The 15,401-nt window shown below is 63.6% G+C and carries 17 protein-coding genes and 4 pseudogenes; 10 read left to right on the forward strand and 11 right to left on the reverse strand.

All coding sequences use genetic code 11. The annotated features are described in order from the left end of the window. Window positions 1–127 precede the first annotated feature (127 nt). Together LG3211_RS05300 and LG3211_RS05305 are read right to left on the reverse strand one after the other, a co-directional pair. Window positions 128–382 (reverse strand): WGR domain-containing protein, encoded by a 255-nt coding sequence (locus LG3211_RS05300; protein WP_057941906.1) that lies wholly within the window; start codon window positions 380–382, stop codon window positions 128–130. Between the two features lie 138 nt (window positions 383–520). Beyond that, a complete protein-coding gene (locus LG3211_RS05305) occupies window positions 521–1,486 on the reverse strand; it encodes a helix-turn-helix domain-containing protein (RefSeq protein ID WP_057941907.1) in 966 nt (321 codons plus the stop codon). 100 nt (window positions 1,487–1,586) lie between these two features. Between LG3211_RS05305 and LG3211_RS05310 the strand changes: the two genes are divergently transcribed. Continuing rightward, entirely contained in the window at window positions 1,587–2,228 is a 642-nt protein-coding gene (locus LG3211_RS05310; RefSeq protein ID WP_057941908.1) for a cysteine hydrolase family protein, read from the forward strand. Between the two features lie 78 nt (window positions 2,229–2,306). Here the strand turns inward: LG3211_RS05310 and LG3211_RS05315 are convergent, their stop codons facing one another. Beyond that, window positions 2,307–2,762 carry a hypothetical protein gene (locus LG3211_RS05315; RefSeq protein WP_057945296.1) on the reverse strand — a complete coding sequence of 152 codons (456 nt, stop codon included), beginning with the start codon at window positions 2,760–2,762 and terminating at the stop codon, window positions 2,307–2,309. Between the two features lie 335 nt (window positions 2,763–3,097). Between LG3211_RS05315 and LG3211_RS05320 the strand changes: the two genes are divergently transcribed. Beyond that, window positions 3,098–3,769: a hypothetical protein gene (locus LG3211_RS05320; RefSeq protein ID WP_057941909.1), complete on the forward strand. Its 672-nt coding sequence runs from the start codon at window positions 3,098–3,100 to the stop codon at window positions 3,767–3,769. 74 nt (window positions 3,770–3,843) lie between these two features. Here the strand turns inward: LG3211_RS05320 and aroB are convergent, their stop codons facing one another. Together aroB and LG3211_RS05330 are read right to left on the reverse strand one after the other, a co-directional pair. After that, window positions 3,844–4,947, reverse strand: coding sequence for a 3-dehydroquinate synthase (aroB, locus tag LG3211_RS05325; protein ID WP_057941910.1), 1,104 nt, complete (start codon window positions 4,945–4,947; stop codon window positions 3,844–3,846). Continuing rightward, window positions 4,944–5,507, reverse strand: a complete 564-nt coding sequence (locus tag LG3211_RS05330; RefSeq protein ID WP_057941911.1) for a shikimate kinase — start codon at window positions 5,505–5,507, stop codon at window positions 4,944–4,946. The genes aroB and LG3211_RS05330 overlap by 4 nt, the downstream gene beginning before the upstream one ends. Window positions 5,508–5,661: 154 nt before the next feature. Here LG3211_RS05330 and LG3211_RS05335 point away from each other — a divergent pair, with 154 nt between their 5' ends. Next, window positions 5,662–5,865 (forward strand): dodecin family protein, encoded by a 204-nt coding sequence (locus tag LG3211_RS05335; protein WP_057941912.1) that lies wholly within the window; start codon window positions 5,662–5,664, stop codon window positions 5,863–5,865. A 184-nt stretch (window positions 5,866–6,049) separates the two neighbouring features. Here LG3211_RS05335 and LG3211_RS25460 read toward each other — a convergent pair whose 3' ends face one another. Both LG3211_RS25460 and LG3211_RS05340 read right to left on the reverse strand, forming a co-directional pair. Beyond that, on the reverse strand, window positions 6,050–6,496 hold the full coding sequence (locus LG3211_RS25460; protein WP_148648760.1) for a hypothetical protein: 447 nt from the start codon (window positions 6,494–6,496) through the stop codon (window positions 6,050–6,052). A 93-nt stretch (window positions 6,497–6,589) separates the two neighbouring features. Further along, complete coding sequence (locus LG3211_RS05340) at window positions 6,590–7,480, reverse strand: kinase (protein ID WP_237049835.1); 891 nt, start codon at window positions 7,478–7,480, stop codon at window positions 6,590–6,592. 17 nt (window positions 7,481–7,497) lie between these two features. Between LG3211_RS05340 and pdxH the strand changes: the two genes are divergently transcribed. The 3 genes and pseudogenes from pdxH to LG3211_RS27415 all read left to right on the forward strand — a co-directional run. Continuing rightward, on the forward strand, window positions 7,498–8,103 hold the full coding sequence (gene pdxH / locus LG3211_RS05345; protein ID WP_057941913.1) for a pyridoxamine 5'-phosphate oxidase: 606 nt from the start codon (window positions 7,498–7,500) through the stop codon (window positions 8,101–8,103). Next, window positions 8,076–8,492: pseudogene (locus tag LG3211_RS05350) on the forward strand (GNAT family N-acetyltransferase); the annotation flags it as partial. The gene pdxH and the pseudogene LG3211_RS05350, both read left to right, overlap by 28 nt. Next, a pseudogene (locus LG3211_RS27415) lies at window positions 8,488–8,616 on the forward strand (hypothetical protein); the annotation flags it as partial. The pseudogenes LG3211_RS05350 and LG3211_RS27415, both read left to right, overlap by 5 nt. Here the strand turns inward: LG3211_RS27415 and LG3211_RS05355 are convergent. Both LG3211_RS05355 and LG3211_RS05360 read right to left on the reverse strand, forming a co-directional pair. After that, window positions 8,578–8,997: a GNAT family N-acetyltransferase gene (locus LG3211_RS05355; RefSeq protein WP_057941915.1), complete on the reverse strand. Its 420-nt coding sequence runs from the start codon at window positions 8,995–8,997 to the stop codon at window positions 8,578–8,580. The pseudogene LG3211_RS27415 and the gene LG3211_RS05355 overlap by 39 nt on opposite strands. A gap of 189 nt (window positions 8,998–9,186) precedes the next feature. Then, window positions 9,187–9,536, reverse strand: a pseudogene (locus LG3211_RS05360) (ABC transporter substrate-binding protein); the annotation flags it as partial. Window positions 9,537–9,698: 162 nt separating this feature from the next. Here LG3211_RS05360 and LG3211_RS05365 point away from each other — a divergent pair. Then, the gene (locus LG3211_RS05365; protein WP_057941916.1) at window positions 9,699–10,493 is read left to right on the forward strand and encodes a cobalamin-binding protein; all 795 of its coding nucleotides are present in this window, start codon (window positions 9,699–9,701) and stop codon (window positions 10,491–10,493) included. A 66-nt stretch (window positions 10,494–10,559) separates the two neighbouring features. Here LG3211_RS05365 and LG3211_RS05370 read toward each other — a convergent pair whose 3' ends face one another. Next, window positions 10,560–10,784 carry a helix-turn-helix domain-containing protein gene (locus tag LG3211_RS05370; RefSeq protein WP_057941917.1) on the reverse strand — a complete coding sequence of 75 codons (225 nt, stop codon included), beginning with the start codon at window positions 10,782–10,784 and terminating at the stop codon, window positions 10,560–10,562. 83 nt (window positions 10,785–10,867) lie between these two features. On the opposite strand from LG3211_RS05370, the gene LG3211_RS05375 reads away from it, so the two are divergent. Both LG3211_RS05375 and LG3211_RS05380 read left to right on the forward strand, forming a co-directional pair. Then, window positions 10,868–11,218, forward strand: coding sequence for a hypothetical protein (locus LG3211_RS05375; protein ID WP_057941918.1), 351 nt, complete (start codon window positions 10,868–10,870; stop codon window positions 11,216–11,218). A gap of 934 nt (window positions 11,219–12,152) precedes the next feature. Continuing rightward, entirely contained in the window at window positions 12,153–13,271 is a 1,119-nt protein-coding gene (locus LG3211_RS05380) for a hypothetical protein (protein WP_057941919.1), read from the forward strand. 31 nt (window positions 13,272–13,302) lie between these two features. Here LG3211_RS05380 and LG3211_RS27005 read toward each other — a convergent pair. Then, window positions 13,303–13,491: pseudogene (locus tag LG3211_RS27005) on the reverse strand (transposase); the annotation flags it as partial. A gap of 161 nt (window positions 13,492–13,652) precedes the next feature. Here LG3211_RS27005 and LG3211_RS05390 point away from each other — a divergent pair. After that, window positions 13,653–15,344, forward strand: coding sequence for an AIPR family protein (locus tag LG3211_RS05390; protein WP_057941921.1), 1,692 nt, complete (start codon window positions 13,653–13,655; stop codon window positions 15,342–15,344). Window positions 15,345–15,401 lie beyond the last annotated feature (57 nt).

The following is a 15,401-nucleotide window of genomic DNA, read 5'->3' on the forward strand; positions in this document are numbered from 1 at the left end:
GCGCGGGGTTGCCGGAGCGATGGGTTGGCAGCGCCGACATTCCGACACGACGCATTCCCCCCTTTGAAAAGGGGGGGGCAGGGGGGATTCGCTCTTCCCGCCCAAGCCGGGCGCCCCAGCCAACGCTTCATCGCGGCGCTTCGGCGCCCTGACTGAACATCAGCTGGAACCCGCGCTTGAGCTGCTGGTCCCGCGCATGTTCCAGCGCCGCCAGGGCGCTGTCGTGGTCCATGAACTGCTCGCGCCGGACCGTGCTGCGGCCGCCGATCTGACCGGTTTCGCGCACCAGGGCCCAGCCGCCGAGCAAGTCGGGCTGCAGCATCAGTTGCACGAAGCGCGGGGCTTCGCGGCCGTCGGGCCGTTGTTGGAGAAGTAGGCGCACCGGGCGATTGTAGCGGCTGCCGGGGCGCAGCCGGGTGGGCGCGATGTCGCGGTCCGCACGCCGCTGCGTTGCAGCCACGGGACTGGCCGCGGCCGGTTCGGGCCGGTTCGCGGGCCTGTCGCCCCGGCGCGCGCGCCCTCAAGCGCCGCGAAAACCGCGCCGATAAGCCGAAGGCGAGGTGCCCAGCCGCGCCGAGAAGTGCTGGCGCAGCGAGGCCGCGGTGCCGAAGCCGGTATCGGCCGCGATCGCGTCCAACCCGTGGTCGCTGGTTTCCAGCAGCCGCTGCGCGCGCGCCAGGCGCTGCCCCACCAGCCACTCGCCGACCGTGGTGCCGGTGCTGTCGCGAAAGCGGCGGGTGAAGGTGCGCCGGCTCATCAGAGCGCGCTCGGCCAGCGCGTCCAGGCTGTGCGGCTGGTCCAGATGCGCCAGCGCCCAGGCCAGCACCGCGGACAGGCGGTCGTCCTGCGCCGAGGCCGGCAGCGGTTGTTCGATGTACTGCGCCTGCCCGCCCTGGCGGTGCGGCGCCACCACCAGCCGGCGCGCGACGCGGTTGGCGATTTCCGCGCCGTGACGGCGCCGCAACAGATGCAGGCAGCAGTCCAGCGCGGCGGCGGTACCGGCCGAGGTGGTGATGCGGCCGTCGTCGACGTACAGCACATCGCGCTGTAGCTGGACCTGCGGATAGCGCGCGGCGAAGTGTTCGCTCCAGCTCCAGTGCGTGGTGGCGCGGCGGCCGTCGAGCAGTCCGGCCTGCGCCAGGACATACGCGCCCAGACACAGGCCGACGATCTGCGCGCCGCGTTCGTGCGCCCGGCGCAGCGCCTTGAGCAAGGGTTCGGGGGCGCGCTCGTCGGCATCGCGCCACGACGGCACGATCACCGTGTCGGCCCAGCTCAGCATCTTCAGCCCGTACGCGGCGCCGATGCTGAAACCGGCGCGGGTGCGGATCGGCCCGGGTTCGGTCGCGCACACGCGCAGCTCGAACGGCGGCAGGTCGAGCTGGCCGCGGTCCTCGAACACCAGGCAGGGCACGGACAGGTGGAAGGGGCTGATGCGGTCGAAAGCGACCACCGCCAAGCGGGCCAGAGGGGTGTCGGTGCTCATGGCCCGATTCTATCGAATATTGTCGTTCGGGTCACTGTCGTCAAAGGCGGACGAGGCCAACAATGGCTTCACTTTCCAGCCCACACCTACGGAGTCCGCCATGAGCCACATCACGCAAAAACGCGCCCTGGTCGTCATCGACGTGCAGAACGATTACTTCGCCGACGGCTTGCCGATCGAGTACCCGCCGGTCAGCCGCACCCTGCCCAACGTCGGCCGCGCGATGGACGCCGCGCGCGCCGCAGGCATTCCGGTGGTGGTGGTGCAGAACACCGCCCGCCCCGGCGCGCCGGTGTTCGATAAGGGCCGTCCGGGTTGGGAGCTCAACGAAGTCGTCGCCTCGCGGCCGCGCGATCACTACATCGAGAAGAACCTGCCCAGCGTCTTCGCCGGCACCGACTTCAACGACTGGCTGCAGCGCAACGGCATCGACACGATCAGCGTGATCGGCTACATGACCCACAACTGCGACGCATCGACCGTGTTCGAAGCCGCGCACCTGGGCTATCACGTCGAATTCCTCAACGACGCCACCGGTTCGCTGTCGTACGAAAACAGCGCCGGCTACGTCACCGCGGAGGAAATCCATCTCGTCTTCAGCGTGGTGTTTCAAAGCCGCTTCGCCGCGGTCGCCAGCACCGAGGAATGGATCGCCGCGGTGCGCGAAGGCGCCACGCTGCAGATTGACAACCCCTATGCGTCGAACCAGCGCGCGCGGGCGCGGGCCAAGGTCGCGGCCTGAGCCTTCGGCAATCGCCGTCCGCATCGGGCCGATACGGGCAGCACGCACGGCCGGCGCTCATCGCGCCGGCCGATGCGATCAGAAATTCGCGGAGTTCTTGAGCTTGACCTCCTGGACCCAGGTGCCGAAGCCGGTCTCCAGATGCACTATGTCTCCGAGCAACTGCCCGCCCAGCGCCTCGGCTTTGACGAAGACCGAGCCGTTGTTGTATTCGTCGATCTGATACTCCGCGCGGCCGCGTACCACCACGCGCGTGGCGTTCACGAACTGCAGTCCGGTCAGGACGATGTTCCACTGATTGCGATCCATGTCCAAGGTGGCGTAGGCCGAATTGCCGTACACGCCGCCGTTGACGTAGTTCAGCACCGCGTGCTTGATCGAATCGGTCAGCACGGTCCAGCCGATGCCGAAAATCACCGTGCTGACGCGCGCGTTGGGGTAGTTGCCGAAGCGCTCGTACGCGGTCTGCGCGGCGACCTCGGGAATGTCGGTGGGATCGAAGTGCTTGTCGAGGAATTCGAATTGATTGGCCACGATCGGATCCTTGCTGGTTGGGGTAGAAGCGGCTGAAGCGGCGGTCGTCGAGGCGGGCGCGGCCGGCGCGCCGGACCCGCGTGCCTGCCGGGTCGCCACGCCTTGCAAAAGCAGCAGATGAAGCGGGTTCAAGGCCATGCGTCGCGAGTCCCCGGTGTGGTCGGTGCATGGCGGAAGAACGAGGCGGTGCGGCTTGTGTGAAGCGCGTTGTAGTTACGGCCGTCGCCGCCGATCGATCGCGGTCGCGCTGGATTCACAGGCACCGTCGGGCCGCGTTGGATGCAGTGACGCGCAGGTATCGCTTGCGCCGACTTTCCATCCCAGGAGCTCGACCCATGCCGGTACTGACCAACGCGCAGTTGCAAGGACTCGCCGCAGAAGAACTCGATGCCGGCACCGAAATCGATCCGGACTGGCCCGATCCGTATCCCGATTCGCCGTGCTGGGGTTTCGCCCTGTTCGGCGGTCCCGGCGGTCTGGCCGCCAACACGCCGCCGACTATCTTCGAGCAGGCCATCACGTTCAACGACGCCGGCATCATGACCGGCATGAATCCCGACTTCGTGGCGTGGGTGCACGACACCTTCGACAACGCCGCCGCCGATGCCCAGGCGCAGGTGTTCGCGGACAACTTCCAGGAAGCGTTCATCGATCTCGACGATGCGGCGCAGGAAGCCTGCACCGGCGCGTTGGCGCGCTTGAGCCTGGTCCTCGCCGGGTTGACGTTATCGGACGAAAACGGCACCGCGCCGACGCGCTACGCGATCGTGATGGCGTCCGACCACTGGTACACCTGGGAGCATTGGGCCTTGAGCATCGCGAACAATGTCGGCCAGCCCGATTACCCGCAGGTGCAGTACGTCCAACGCGATGCCGGCGTCAATCCGGTCAATACGCGTTGCGGCCTGGTGTGGGGCAATCATCCGATCCTGACCACGGTGTACGTCACCGAGTTGCAGGACGGGCATATCGAATATCTGCGGCACGCGGCCGGCTGGCCGGACTGAAACCGGCGCGCGCCGCGCGCTGCGGGGCGGCGATGCGGCGAGCGGTGGTACGCGCTCGCCGCATCGGTTGCGCCTCAGGCGGCGAGCACCGCCAGCACATCTTGATCGGGCACGCCCGACACGATCCGCGCCGCGCCGGCCCGGTCCCACAGCACGAAACGCAGACCCGCGGCATCGGCCTTCTTGTCCAGGCGCATGCGCGCGAGCAGCGCCTGCGGCGGCAGTCCGGGCGGAATCGCGGTCGGCAGGCCCAGGCGCTGCAGCAGACGTTGCAGACGCTCGGCATCGGCGAGGCTCGCGCGGCCCAGCGCCGCGGACAACCGCGCGGCCAGCACCATGCCGACCGCGACCGCTTCGCCGTGATTGAGGCCGTCGCCGCTGGTGCCGGCATAGCCTTGTTCGGTTTCGATCGCATGGCCGAAGGTGTGGCCGAAGTTGAGCATGGCGCGATCGCCGCGTTCGAACGGATCGCGCGCCACCACTTCGGCCTTGTACGCGCAACTGCGCGCGATCGCCTCGGCCAGGGCGTCGTCGTCGCGGGCGAGCAGGGCGTCGGCGTGCGCTTCCAGCCAATCCAGGAAGGTCGCGTCGAAGATCGCGCCATATTTGACGACTTCGGCCAATCCCGCGCGCAGTTCGCGCTCGGGCAGGCTGCGCAGCGCGGCGGTGTCGGCGATCACCGCGCGCGGCGGGTGGAAGGCGCCGACCAGATTCTTGCCGCTGGGCAGGTCGACCGCGGTCTTTCCGCCGACCGATGAGTCGACCATCGCCAGCAACGTGGTCGGCAACTGCACGCAATCGATCCCGCGCATCCAGCAGGCCGCGGCGAAGCCGGCGAGATCGCCGATCACCCCGCCGCCCAGGGCGATCACGGTCGCGTCGCGGGTCGCGCCGAGCGCGGCCAGCGCGTGCAGGCATTCGCCGAAGCGGGCCAGGGTTTTTTCGTGTTCGCCCGCCGGCATCACGAATCGCGCCAGGGTCAGATCCGGCCTGGCCGCGTGCAGCGTCGTCTCGACGGAGTCCAGATACAGCGGCGCGACATTGCCGTCGCTGACGATCAACGCATGGCGTCCGCGCAAGGGCTTGCTCAGGCGTGCGCCGTCTTCGAGCAGGCCGGGGCCGATCTCGATGCTGTAGCCGTTCTCGCCGGCAACCTCGACCTTACGTACCGCGCTCATGCATTGACTCCGGAGACTGAAGAAGACGGCGGCGGACGCCGCCAATGAAGATCGAGTTCGAGCGCCAGCTTGAGCGCGGCATCGGCGGCGCTCATGGCGCCCGTATCGAAGCGCAGATCGGCGACCTGCGCGTACAGCGGCGCGCGCGTGAGCGCCAGTTGTTGCAGGACCTGCTCGCGATCGCCGCGGGCCAGCAGCGGGCGGCTGCGGTCCAGCGCCAGGCGTTCGAGCTGCTGCTCCACGCTGACCAGCAACTGCACGACATAGCCGCGCTCGCGCAGCAGGCGCCGGTTGTCCTCGGCCAGCACCGCGCCGCCGCCGGTCGCCAGCAGCAGGCCGTCGTCGGCCAGCAGCTCGGCCAGCACCGCGCTTTCGCGGGCGCGGAAACCGGCTTCGCCTTCGTGCTCGAAGATCGCCGCGACGCTGGCGCCGGTGCGTTGCTCGATTTCGCGGTCGGCATCGAGCAGGCGCAGGCCGAAGCGTTCGGCCAGGCGCTTGCCGATGCAGGTTTTGCCGGCCCCCATCGGGCCGACCAGGATCAGATTGCTGGCCGGATTCATGCGCCGATTGTAGGGCACGCGGCGCCCGCGCTTGCGTGGCCTTAACGCGGCCGCGCCTAGGCTCAGGGCCACGTCGCCGCGCGTTCGGCGCCGGACCTGCGCGCCGCCGCGACGGCGGCGCCTCACTTATCCCTGTTTCGCAAGGAGAAAGCCCATGTCGGTCGCCAAGGTCATCGAACTCACCACCTCTTCCAGCACCGGCATCGAGGATGCTGTGAAGTCCGGCCTGGCCAAGTGCGCCGAGTCGGTCAAGAACATTCAGGGCGCCTGGGTCAACGAGATCAAGGTCGTCACCGACGAGAACGGCAATATCCGCGAATGGCGGGTCAACCTGAAGGTCACCTTCGTGGTGAAGTGAGGGCGGGGGCGTTCATGCCGGACAGGCCGGGCGTCGAACAGCCCGGCCCGCGGCGGGGGTGCATTCTCTGTAGGCACAGGATGATGAGTTTGCGGCGAGAGAATTGGCTTCCAAAAGACCGCGGAGCCAAAAGGCTCCGCATTCAATCGCAGGCAGATCAATGGTTTAGGCCGATAGACTTAAATCAGTGTGTCGTCCGCCCATGGATTCGGCATTCCGCAGGAAAGCTATTACTGTTCATAGACTCCACGACAATCCATTGCCCATTTCCTCGCGAAGCAAGATGGAACGCTCCGCATATATAAACTTTCGGCGGCGGCTTGGATTCTACCTGCGAACGAAGCGCCATTTCGTAGAAGCGCGCATGGCCTGAGCGCGTGGACGTGTCAGACGATTCGAGCGGAATTCCCGCGTCTTTAGCGGAGCAATCGGTTAGCTCCATGCCGTGAGGATGCGCGCGGATGCATGCGGCTACCGCGATATGTTTTTCATCCGGCAAGCGTCCATCGCGTGCCAAAGTCTCGAATTGGGCTTGCACATATATCTTGTTAGGGTCGTGACCACACGAGCCAAGGCATATCGCGCCCGCGAGCAAAATGCCTGATAGCTTTAGTTGCAGGGCGATATTCATGGAACGCATGCAATACGGTACTCGTCGTGTACGAGGCTGACGGCCTGAGCATCGATTTTTTCCATGTCAAAGCCTCCTCCTCGAGTCCGATGTTCAAGCGCGCCGACGGCTTTCAGACGGGCCTGTCCCACTCCCCGACGCAATCACCCGCCGCTGCCGGTCCAGATCCACCGTCCAGTCGGCGATGTCCGGCAGTCGCGCCAAGGCCTGCCGGCTGACTCGCTCGAATACGCGCACGAAGCGCTCGACCTGCGCGCGGCTCATCGCCCGCGCCTGCGGCCGGCGCGCCTGCAGCGCTTGTTCCTGTTGCCAGCGCCACTCCAGCACGATGTCGAAGCCGGGCGGACGCAGGAACAGCATGCGCCGCAGGCGCGACCACAACGCGGGGTAGTCCTGGGCGAGGGCGCGATTGCAGTAGCCGCGCCACACGCCGTCCGGATCCTGCTCGCGCTCCAGCGCGTTGACCGGCGCGCGCAGCTCGGCCTCGTCCTGGGCCGGGGTGCCCAGGAACCAGCCTTCGAACACGGTCAGATCGACCGCCTCGGCGCGCCCCCATCGCGACGGCGGCAGGCGCGTGTCGCGCAGCTTGTCGAAGCGCGGCAGGCGCACGGGGTGGCCGTCGCGCAGGCGGTCGAGCACGTCGCAGGCCAGGGCGACCTCGTGGGTGCCGGGCGGCCCGCGCGTGGCCAGCAGCGGATGCACGCGCCGGCCCAGTCGCAGGCGCTCGCGCCGGCCGAGGTAAAAATCGTCGATCGACAGCACCGCCGTGCGCAGCCCGCGTGCGCGCGCCGCCGCCGCGAGCTGCGCGGCCAGCGTCGATTTGCCGCTGCCCTGCAGGCCGCTGATCGCGTACACGCGGGCGTCGGCGGCGAGCGCGTCGTCGAGCACGCGGGCGACGAAATCCGCATCGAAGCCGCCTGTGCGCGCGGGCTCGGTTGCGGCGGATTTGCCGATTGCGGCGGACGGATGCGGACGCGGCGACATGGGATCACAATAGCGCAATGAACCCGACCGCCCCCCTCCTCGACGAAGCCCTCGCCACCTTCGATGCGCTGTTCGAACAAGCGCATGCCGCCGGCGAGCCCGATCCGACCGCGATGAGCCTCGCCACCGCCTCGCTCGACGCGCGGCCGTCGCTGCGCACGGTGCTGCTGAAGGCGCACGACGCGCGCGGTTTCGTCTTCTACACCCATCTGGACGGCCGCAAGGGCCGCGAGCTGCAGGCCAATCCGCATGCGGCGTTGTTGTTCCACTGGCCGCGCGTGCGCCACGGCGTGCAGGTGCGCATCGAAGGTGCGGTGGAAATCGTCGCCGACGCCGAGGCCGACGCCTACTTCGCCACCCGCGCGCGCGGCAGCCAGTTGGGCGCGTGGGCATCGAAGCAATCGGAGACCTTGCCCGATCAGGCCAGCTTTGAGCAGCGCCTGGCCGAGGCCGAGGCGAAATTCGAAGGCCGCGAAGTGACCCGGCCGCCGCGCTGGACCGGGCTGCGCGTGCGCGCGGACAAGATCGAGTTCTGGTACGGCGCCGATTTCCGCCTGCACGAGCGCTGGCTGTACGAATGCGATCGCGCCGGCGAATGGTCGAAGCGGATGCTGTATCCGTGAGCGAAACCTGGCTCGTGCGCGCGGCGGCGCGGGCCGATCTGCAGGCGTGGGCCCAATTGCGACAGGCCTTGTGGCCGGACGAAGATCCGTCGCGGCACGCCGACGATATCGAAGCAATGCTGGCGCGCGGCGAACGCTTCGCCGCGTTCGTGGCGGCCGATGAGAGCGGCGGGCTGTTCGGTTTCGCCGAAGCCAGCCTGCGCACGGATTACGTCAACGGCACCGACAGCTCGCCGGTCGCGTTTCTGGAAGGCTGGTATGTGCGGCCGCAGCGGCAGCATCGCGGCGTCGGCCGCGCCTTGATCGACGCGGTCGCGGCCTGGGCGCGCGAGCGCGGCTGCAGCGAACTGGCTTCGGACGCCTTGCTCGACAACCCGCAGGCGCATCGGGCGCATGAGGGTTGCGGGTTCGAGGAGACCGAGCGGGTGGTGTATTTCCGCCGCTCGCTGGTCTGAGCCGAACCCCAGCCGCCGCTCAACGTTCGCGCTTGTACCAGAACGATTCGTTTATGCGCGCCATGCCGGCGCGTTCGTAGAAACCGACCGCTTCCGGCACCGACGCCAGAATCAGGCTGACCGTGGGCCCGAGCTGGCGCCGGGTTTCGTCGAGCAGGCCCTTGCCGATGCCCAGGCCTTGCGCGCGCGGCGACACCGCCAGCTCCGACAGGTAACACGACCAGGAAAAATCCGTGAAGCAGCGCGCCACGCCGATCAGTTCGCCATCGCCGCGCCGCGCGGTCACGATCAGGTTGGCGTTGTCGAGCATGGTTTGCAGACGCGGCAGATCGTCCACCGGACGGATCGCGCCGAGGCCGGAATCGACCAGCACGCGCTGGAAATCGGCGACCGCTATGGTGGCTTCGCGGGTATAGACGACGGCGTCGGTTGGGCTCATTCGCGGCACGATCGCATCGCGGTGGGGGCGATACAATTGCGGTACGCCCCAGGTTCGAGGCGAGCTTCTTTTGTGGGAGGGGCTTTAGCCCCGATGCCTTTCGATCCGCCGCGATGATCCGGCAGAAGGGCATCGGGGCTGAAACCCCTCCTACAAAAGACCTCGTGGCGCCGCTCGCGAGCGGAGTGTCTAACGCGTCGCGCGCCGCGCCGCCCAACCTTGGATCACATCGCCCAATGCATCCAGCCCCGTGGTCAGCGCCGCCGGCCCAGGCTGCAGGATGATCGGCGACTTGATCTCATGCAGTTCGCCGTCGCGCACCGCCGGCACGGCGTCCCAGCCCGGACGGGCGACGACCTGTTCGGGGCGGAATTTTTCCCGCACCAACTGCCCAGGATCAGATCCGGCGCGCGCCGCACGACTTCCAGCGGATCGGCCAGGATGCGGTCGCGCGCCAGCGACATCGCCGCGTGCTCGGGGAACACGTCGTCGCCGCCGGCGATGCCGACCAGTTCCGACACCCAGCGGATTCGCCGTATATACCCCTACAAACTGTAGTGTATATATAGATATCAATAGCTTAGGTTCACCCGGACAGAGCCTATGGTGTAGCCCCAACCTTTCAGCCGCATTTGTTGCACCGCACTGAAGCGCTACCCAATGGCCGACAATGTGTCCTCCGTTTTAATCGACTCTGGGCCATGGGACCAAAACGCATCGTCTGCCTCACCGAAGAGCCCACCGAGACGCTCTACGCCCTCGGTGAGCAGGACCGCATCGTCGGTATCAGCGGTTTCACCGTGCGACCGACGATTGCACGCAAGGAAAAGCCTAAGGTCAGTGCGTTCACCAGCGCCAAGATCGGCGAGATACTAAAGCTGCAGCCGGACTTCGTGATCGGCTTTTCCGACATCCAGGCCGACATCGCCGCCGAACTGATCCGCAACGGCATCGAGGTGTGGATCAGCAACCATCGCAGCGTCGAGGGAATCTTCGAATACATACGCCGGCTGGGTGCGCTTGTTGGCGCTGGCGACCGTGCCAATGCCTATGCCGACGAGTTGCGCCGCGGGGTGGACGCAATCCAGGCCGAGGCAGCGAAGTTGCCACATCGACCCAAGGTCTATTTCGAGGAGTGGGATTCGCCCCAAATTTCCGGAATTCGCTGGGTTTCCGAGCTGGTTCAGATCGCCGGTGGCGATGATATTTACCCTGAGCGCGCAGTCATGCCTCTCGCCCGCGATCGGATACTTGCCGATCCCTCAGACGTAATCGGCAGAGCGCCAGACATCATCATTGGGAGCTGGTGCGGTAAGAAGTTCCGGCCTGAACAGGTGGTCGCGCGAGACGGCTGGAACGCGATCCCTGCTGTGCGCGACGGCGAGCTGCACGAGATCAAATCCCCGATCATTCTTCAGCCGGGCCCTGCTGCTCTGACTGACGGGCTGGAGGCACTCAAGGTAATCGTGCGGCGGTGGGCATCACGGCAAGACTAATTGTTTGGGTCTTGGAGCCCGACGTCGTCGGGGCATCGCGAAGCAAAAAATCGACGCCTTCAGCCATCAGAGGCCGGCGTCTCGAAGCAGTTGGGACACCTTGACCTCAAGGCCTTCGGCCACCCTCCAGAGGGTTACCAGCGTCAGGTTCCGCTCTCCCCGCTCAATGCTGCTGTAGTAGGTCCGATGCATCTGGATTGCGTCGGCAAACCCTTCCTGGCTCACCGCCAATGCCATCCGCCGCTCCCTAATAGCGGCTCCCAGTTTCACGCGCAGCGCAGCTTCGTCCATCTGGGCGAAGCTAGGGGCCTGCTACTTCTATGACTACGCCCTTAAATGTAGTCTATATATATATTCCATCAGGGCCCCCAGCCATGAGCCTGTACCTGATAGCTCCCGGGATCGACCTATCCATCGAGCTCTTCGTCTCAGACCAAGTCGAAAAAGCCCTAGCTCTCCAGTGGGAACGGCTTACGGACCGAGCATCCAGGGATGCCTTCTGCCGGAGGATGACCCAGCAGCTCGACAGCGTGATCCCGGACTCAATTGACTGGGACATCAAGGAGCCGACACCAGCACAGGTCTCTTTTGCAATGGCCCTGTCGAAACAACTGGATGTCGCAATTCCACCCGAGGTACTTCGATATCGGGGACATATGCATGAGTTCCTAGAGACTCACTCTCAACAGTCCAAAGCAAGACGCGAACAGAAAAAGCTTGCCTAGCCAATCAACTCGGGACTTCACCATGCGCCGTGTCGCGCTACTTTCTGCCGCACTTGCCGTCTGCCTACCTGCGCTCGCGCATGACCCGATGCCATCCAAGTACAGCCGAAGGTATCAAGAGGCCACAGACAAGGATCTGGGCTTCCAATTGGAGGCTGATGTTGAAATCGAGGGGCAGTGGGTCCAAACCAGCCCTGTTAAGAATGGCCAATACATCTACCCTCATGCTGCCAATGCATTCTCGATTAAATGCTTCCAAAGAGCGGGAGCATGCGTCATGTCAATCGCTGACGTCCGGCCAGGCCGAGATGGAAGTCCTAGCGAGCTTGTCTCAAATGTACTCGTTTACACGGTCCAGTCTTGGACACCAGCAGAGATCGTCGCAGTAAGGCATCCGCTGGCCGCTGACGATTCATTGCACATAGATCGTACCGATCGAAATGGTCATCCAGTTCGTCGATCCGTTACGCAGACGCGATCTCGTGGTGGTGTTGCAGCCGAACCGGGAAGAACTGAAACCTGGGCAATGAAAGAGCACTCAGTGAAGTCGATGAAGTGAAGATTGCTAACTTTGGCAGCCCTTGCTGACGTCTCGACTGCAGAAGGGACTACGACGAGTCTGGTGTGGCGAGGGGAAAAACAGCAGCTGAGCTATTTGCAGAAGATCGCTGCTGGGTCAGATGACTACAGGCGTCTACCTTTAATAGGCCTTGGCGCGGCCCGAGTTTTGGTTCTGAATGGTAGGAAGGGCCGAAAGCGGACTGCAGCGGTTGGAATCGACCGCCACTGGGAATAGACTGGCCGCGGCGCCCGCCCTGCTTGCACACGAGCAAAAACAGGTCTGATCCCTAGATCGATTCGACTTCTGGCCCGGCTGCCGGGGATTTAAACGTGTGCGCCTGACCCGGATCGGCTTGGCCATCGAGGGCGAATCATGACCATCAAAGAACAGGCCTACCGTGCACACGCTTTCCTTCAGGCACGCGGCGTCACGTCACTCAAGCGCAGCCATGTCCACGAACTGCTCGCCGCCGCGGTGGGCTATGCCACCCACGCCGCGTTCCAGCACGACGCGACCTGGTGCGACGTGCCATTTAGCCTCTCCGGCATCGAACCCGACCCAAGCGCCATGCAGGTCCGCTGCCGAGAACTCGGTCTTCCTGCGGACGAGAGTGAGCGAGTCGTAGAGGGGCTGCCTATTTTTCTGCACGACGCCGGCTACGCGCCGGTGCGGTTCGATGCCCTCATTGCTGCGGTCGAAGGTCTTGAAGATGACCCAGACCGGCACGAGTGGGTATGGACGCGCGTAGTCGAGCCCACGCATGGGGCTTTGGACCTCTACTTCGAACACCAGCGGTTGTTGCTGGAAGGCTTAGAGGCGGCGGCCCAACGCGGGGCGCCGACCGCGCACTTGGCCATCGCGAAGCTGCTCGAGTCCGAAGCAATGCTGTTTGGCGACGAAGAAGAACGAATGAGAAGGCAAGTAATGCGCGAGGGCACGTGGACGAGCCCGTTCGTGAGCTTCGTAGATGTAGAGGCCAACGGACTGCGCGCGGAAGAAAAACACCGCCACCACCTGCTGGCCGCGGCCCGGGGCGGAGACATTCGCGCGCTAATGGAAACGGCCGAGCGCTACGGCGACCCTGCGGTGCTCGAACAAGCGCCGTCGGATGAAATGGATTCGATGAGTATGGTCGAGATCGCTGGCGAGCACGGGAATGGAGAGAAGGTGCGTTATTGGCTCACGGTGGCTGCGCAGGAGGGGGACATCGGCGCAATGCGCGAGCTGATCCTCGACCATGACGAGTCAAACGAGCAGGCGTGGGTGTGGATGCATCTGTCTCGCTTGCTGGAGGACGACCTGAGTCAGGATCGGTACGAAGCGATCAACGAGGACGGCACGCCCTACGACGATGACATAGGGGGGGCTGCTTACGTCGGCGGCTACGAGGGCATCGATTTGAACCAGCTCTCGGGCAACGCCGACGCCGCCGCGCGCCAGACGGCCGAGCAGCTATTCGCTCGGATAAACGCCCAGCGTGATCGCAGCTGACGGGGACGCCGGCGAGCGCCTGCGTCTCAGGCCGGATCAGCAGCGCCGGATCGACGGAGAGGCGGCCGGTATGGCTGTAATGCGGAGCGAGGTGCCGATGCAGTTCGCTCAGGTCCAGGAACTGATCAATGCCGCGGAGCAAATGGTTCGCTGGAACGTGATCTTCAAGGTTGAAGGCATAGAACAGCGGCACTTGGCCGGCTTCCTGGCGTCCCATCATCGCGTCGACTTCCGCTCGATCGATGGGACGTCAGTGAATCAGCATCAGATGACCGATTCAACCGAGTTTTTCAACGGAATAGACCCAGAGCGGACAGCTGCTGTTGGTCGAAACACCGAACTTACGGCAAGATCTCTGATCCACGCGAACGAGGAAGGCCCATGAAAGTCGACGATCTCAATCACAACGCCTTCTCCGAGCACCAACTTAAACCCTATGAGAAGCGGGCGCCCGACTTCTCTGGGCGATTTGTTAGATGGTTCTTAGAGCACATCTATCGATTGGAAGAGATTGATGCCGATGATGCCTGCGTGGATGCCAAGCACGATAAGGGCGTGGATGCCATCTATGTTGACGATGTCTCTGAGGCTGTCTTCATCATCCAAGCGAAGACCAAGACAAAGGACAAAGCTGAGTTCGGCGACACCGAACTCAAGGAGTTCTACGGAACTCTCCAGCAATTCGATAGCAAAAAGAAGATTGACGAAGTTTTTTCCGAGACGAAGAACGACAAGCTGAAGCAGACCATTGTGAGAACGGGTCTTGCCGCAAAGGTGGACAGCGGGTATGACGTGCGTGGTGTCTTCATAAGCAATGCACGGGCAAACGACGATGCAAAGGCGATTCTCGCCAAACTGCCAAAAATTGAACTATTTGACGCCGTCGCGATAGCCAATGATTACGTCGATTTAGATGTCGATGGTGGCATCAAGGGCAGCTACTACTTCGATGTTTCTGACTCTGATGTCATCGAATATGACGCTGGCGGTGCCGCTGCCCGGCTATTTCTGGCCCCAGCCCTCAACCTGCTCAAGATGGACGGAATCGCGGATGGGCGTCTCTTCGAGCAGAACGTCCGATTGGCCCTGGGCAATACCAAGGTCAACAAAGGATTAAGAGAAAGCATCAAGGACAAGGGAGAGCACAAGAACTTCCCGCTGTATCACAACGGAATCAACGTTCTCTGCAGGAAGGTTGTTTCTGAAACAGAGGAGCGGATCGAAGTCGAGGACTACGTGGTGGTCAACGGCGCCCAAAGCCTCACGTCGTTGATGGCCGAGAAGTCGAAGATCACAGACGATCTCAAGATATTGGTGAAGCTGATTGAGACAAAAGGTGACACAGCTCTTTCCCAGCGGATTACTACGAACAGCAACAACCAGAACGCGATCAAGGCGCGTGATTTGAAATCCAACCACAACATTCAGCAACGGCTAAAGGCTGAAGTTAGTGCCGTCAGCAATGACACTGTTGCGTATGAAATTAAGCAGGGCGAGGTCAACAAAGGCAAGGCAGTTCTAACAAACGAGTCCGCAGGCCTGATCCTGCTCGCAATGGATCTTGCGCAGCCGTGGAGCTGTCACCAGAAATATAAGGTGATGGATGAACTTCACTCAGATATTTTCGGCAGGCCTGATGTCACGGGAGCGAGGATTCTGGGCTACTGGGAGTGCTTCAAGTCAATTGAGTCGGCGCTTGACGCTATCCAAGACAAACATTTCGCCTACTACAACCTTACGAAATACTTCTTGGCCTATGCAGTTGTCAGTCTCATCCGAACTGAACAGGCTGGCGTGGCAATGCTAAAGAACATGGAGGGGATTCTCACGTCTGGACGACTGGCAGAACTTGTCGAGATCTTTGGGAGCCTCGCCAAGTCACTCGCATTCGATCTAAATGCTGAAATTGTCGGCGAGGACGCGGAGACGTTTGACTACAAAAACGAGCTCAAGAGTCCAACCTGGTGCAAGAAGATTTCAGCGAGGTTGGTCGCACAATACTCCAAAGACGTAATGCGGAAGAAAGCTGAGCCAATTGGCGCTCTTTGTTTGGGCCTTTCTGTCGCAGAATGACATGCATTCACCGTTTGAATGTCCGCTTCTGGCCGAAGGCGGAAGTAGACTGGCGGT

It is taken from the genome of Lysobacter gummosus (assembly GCF_001442805.1).
Lineage (GTDB): Bacteria > Pseudomonadota > Gammaproteobacteria > Xanthomonadales > Xanthomonadaceae > Lysobacter > Lysobacter gummosus.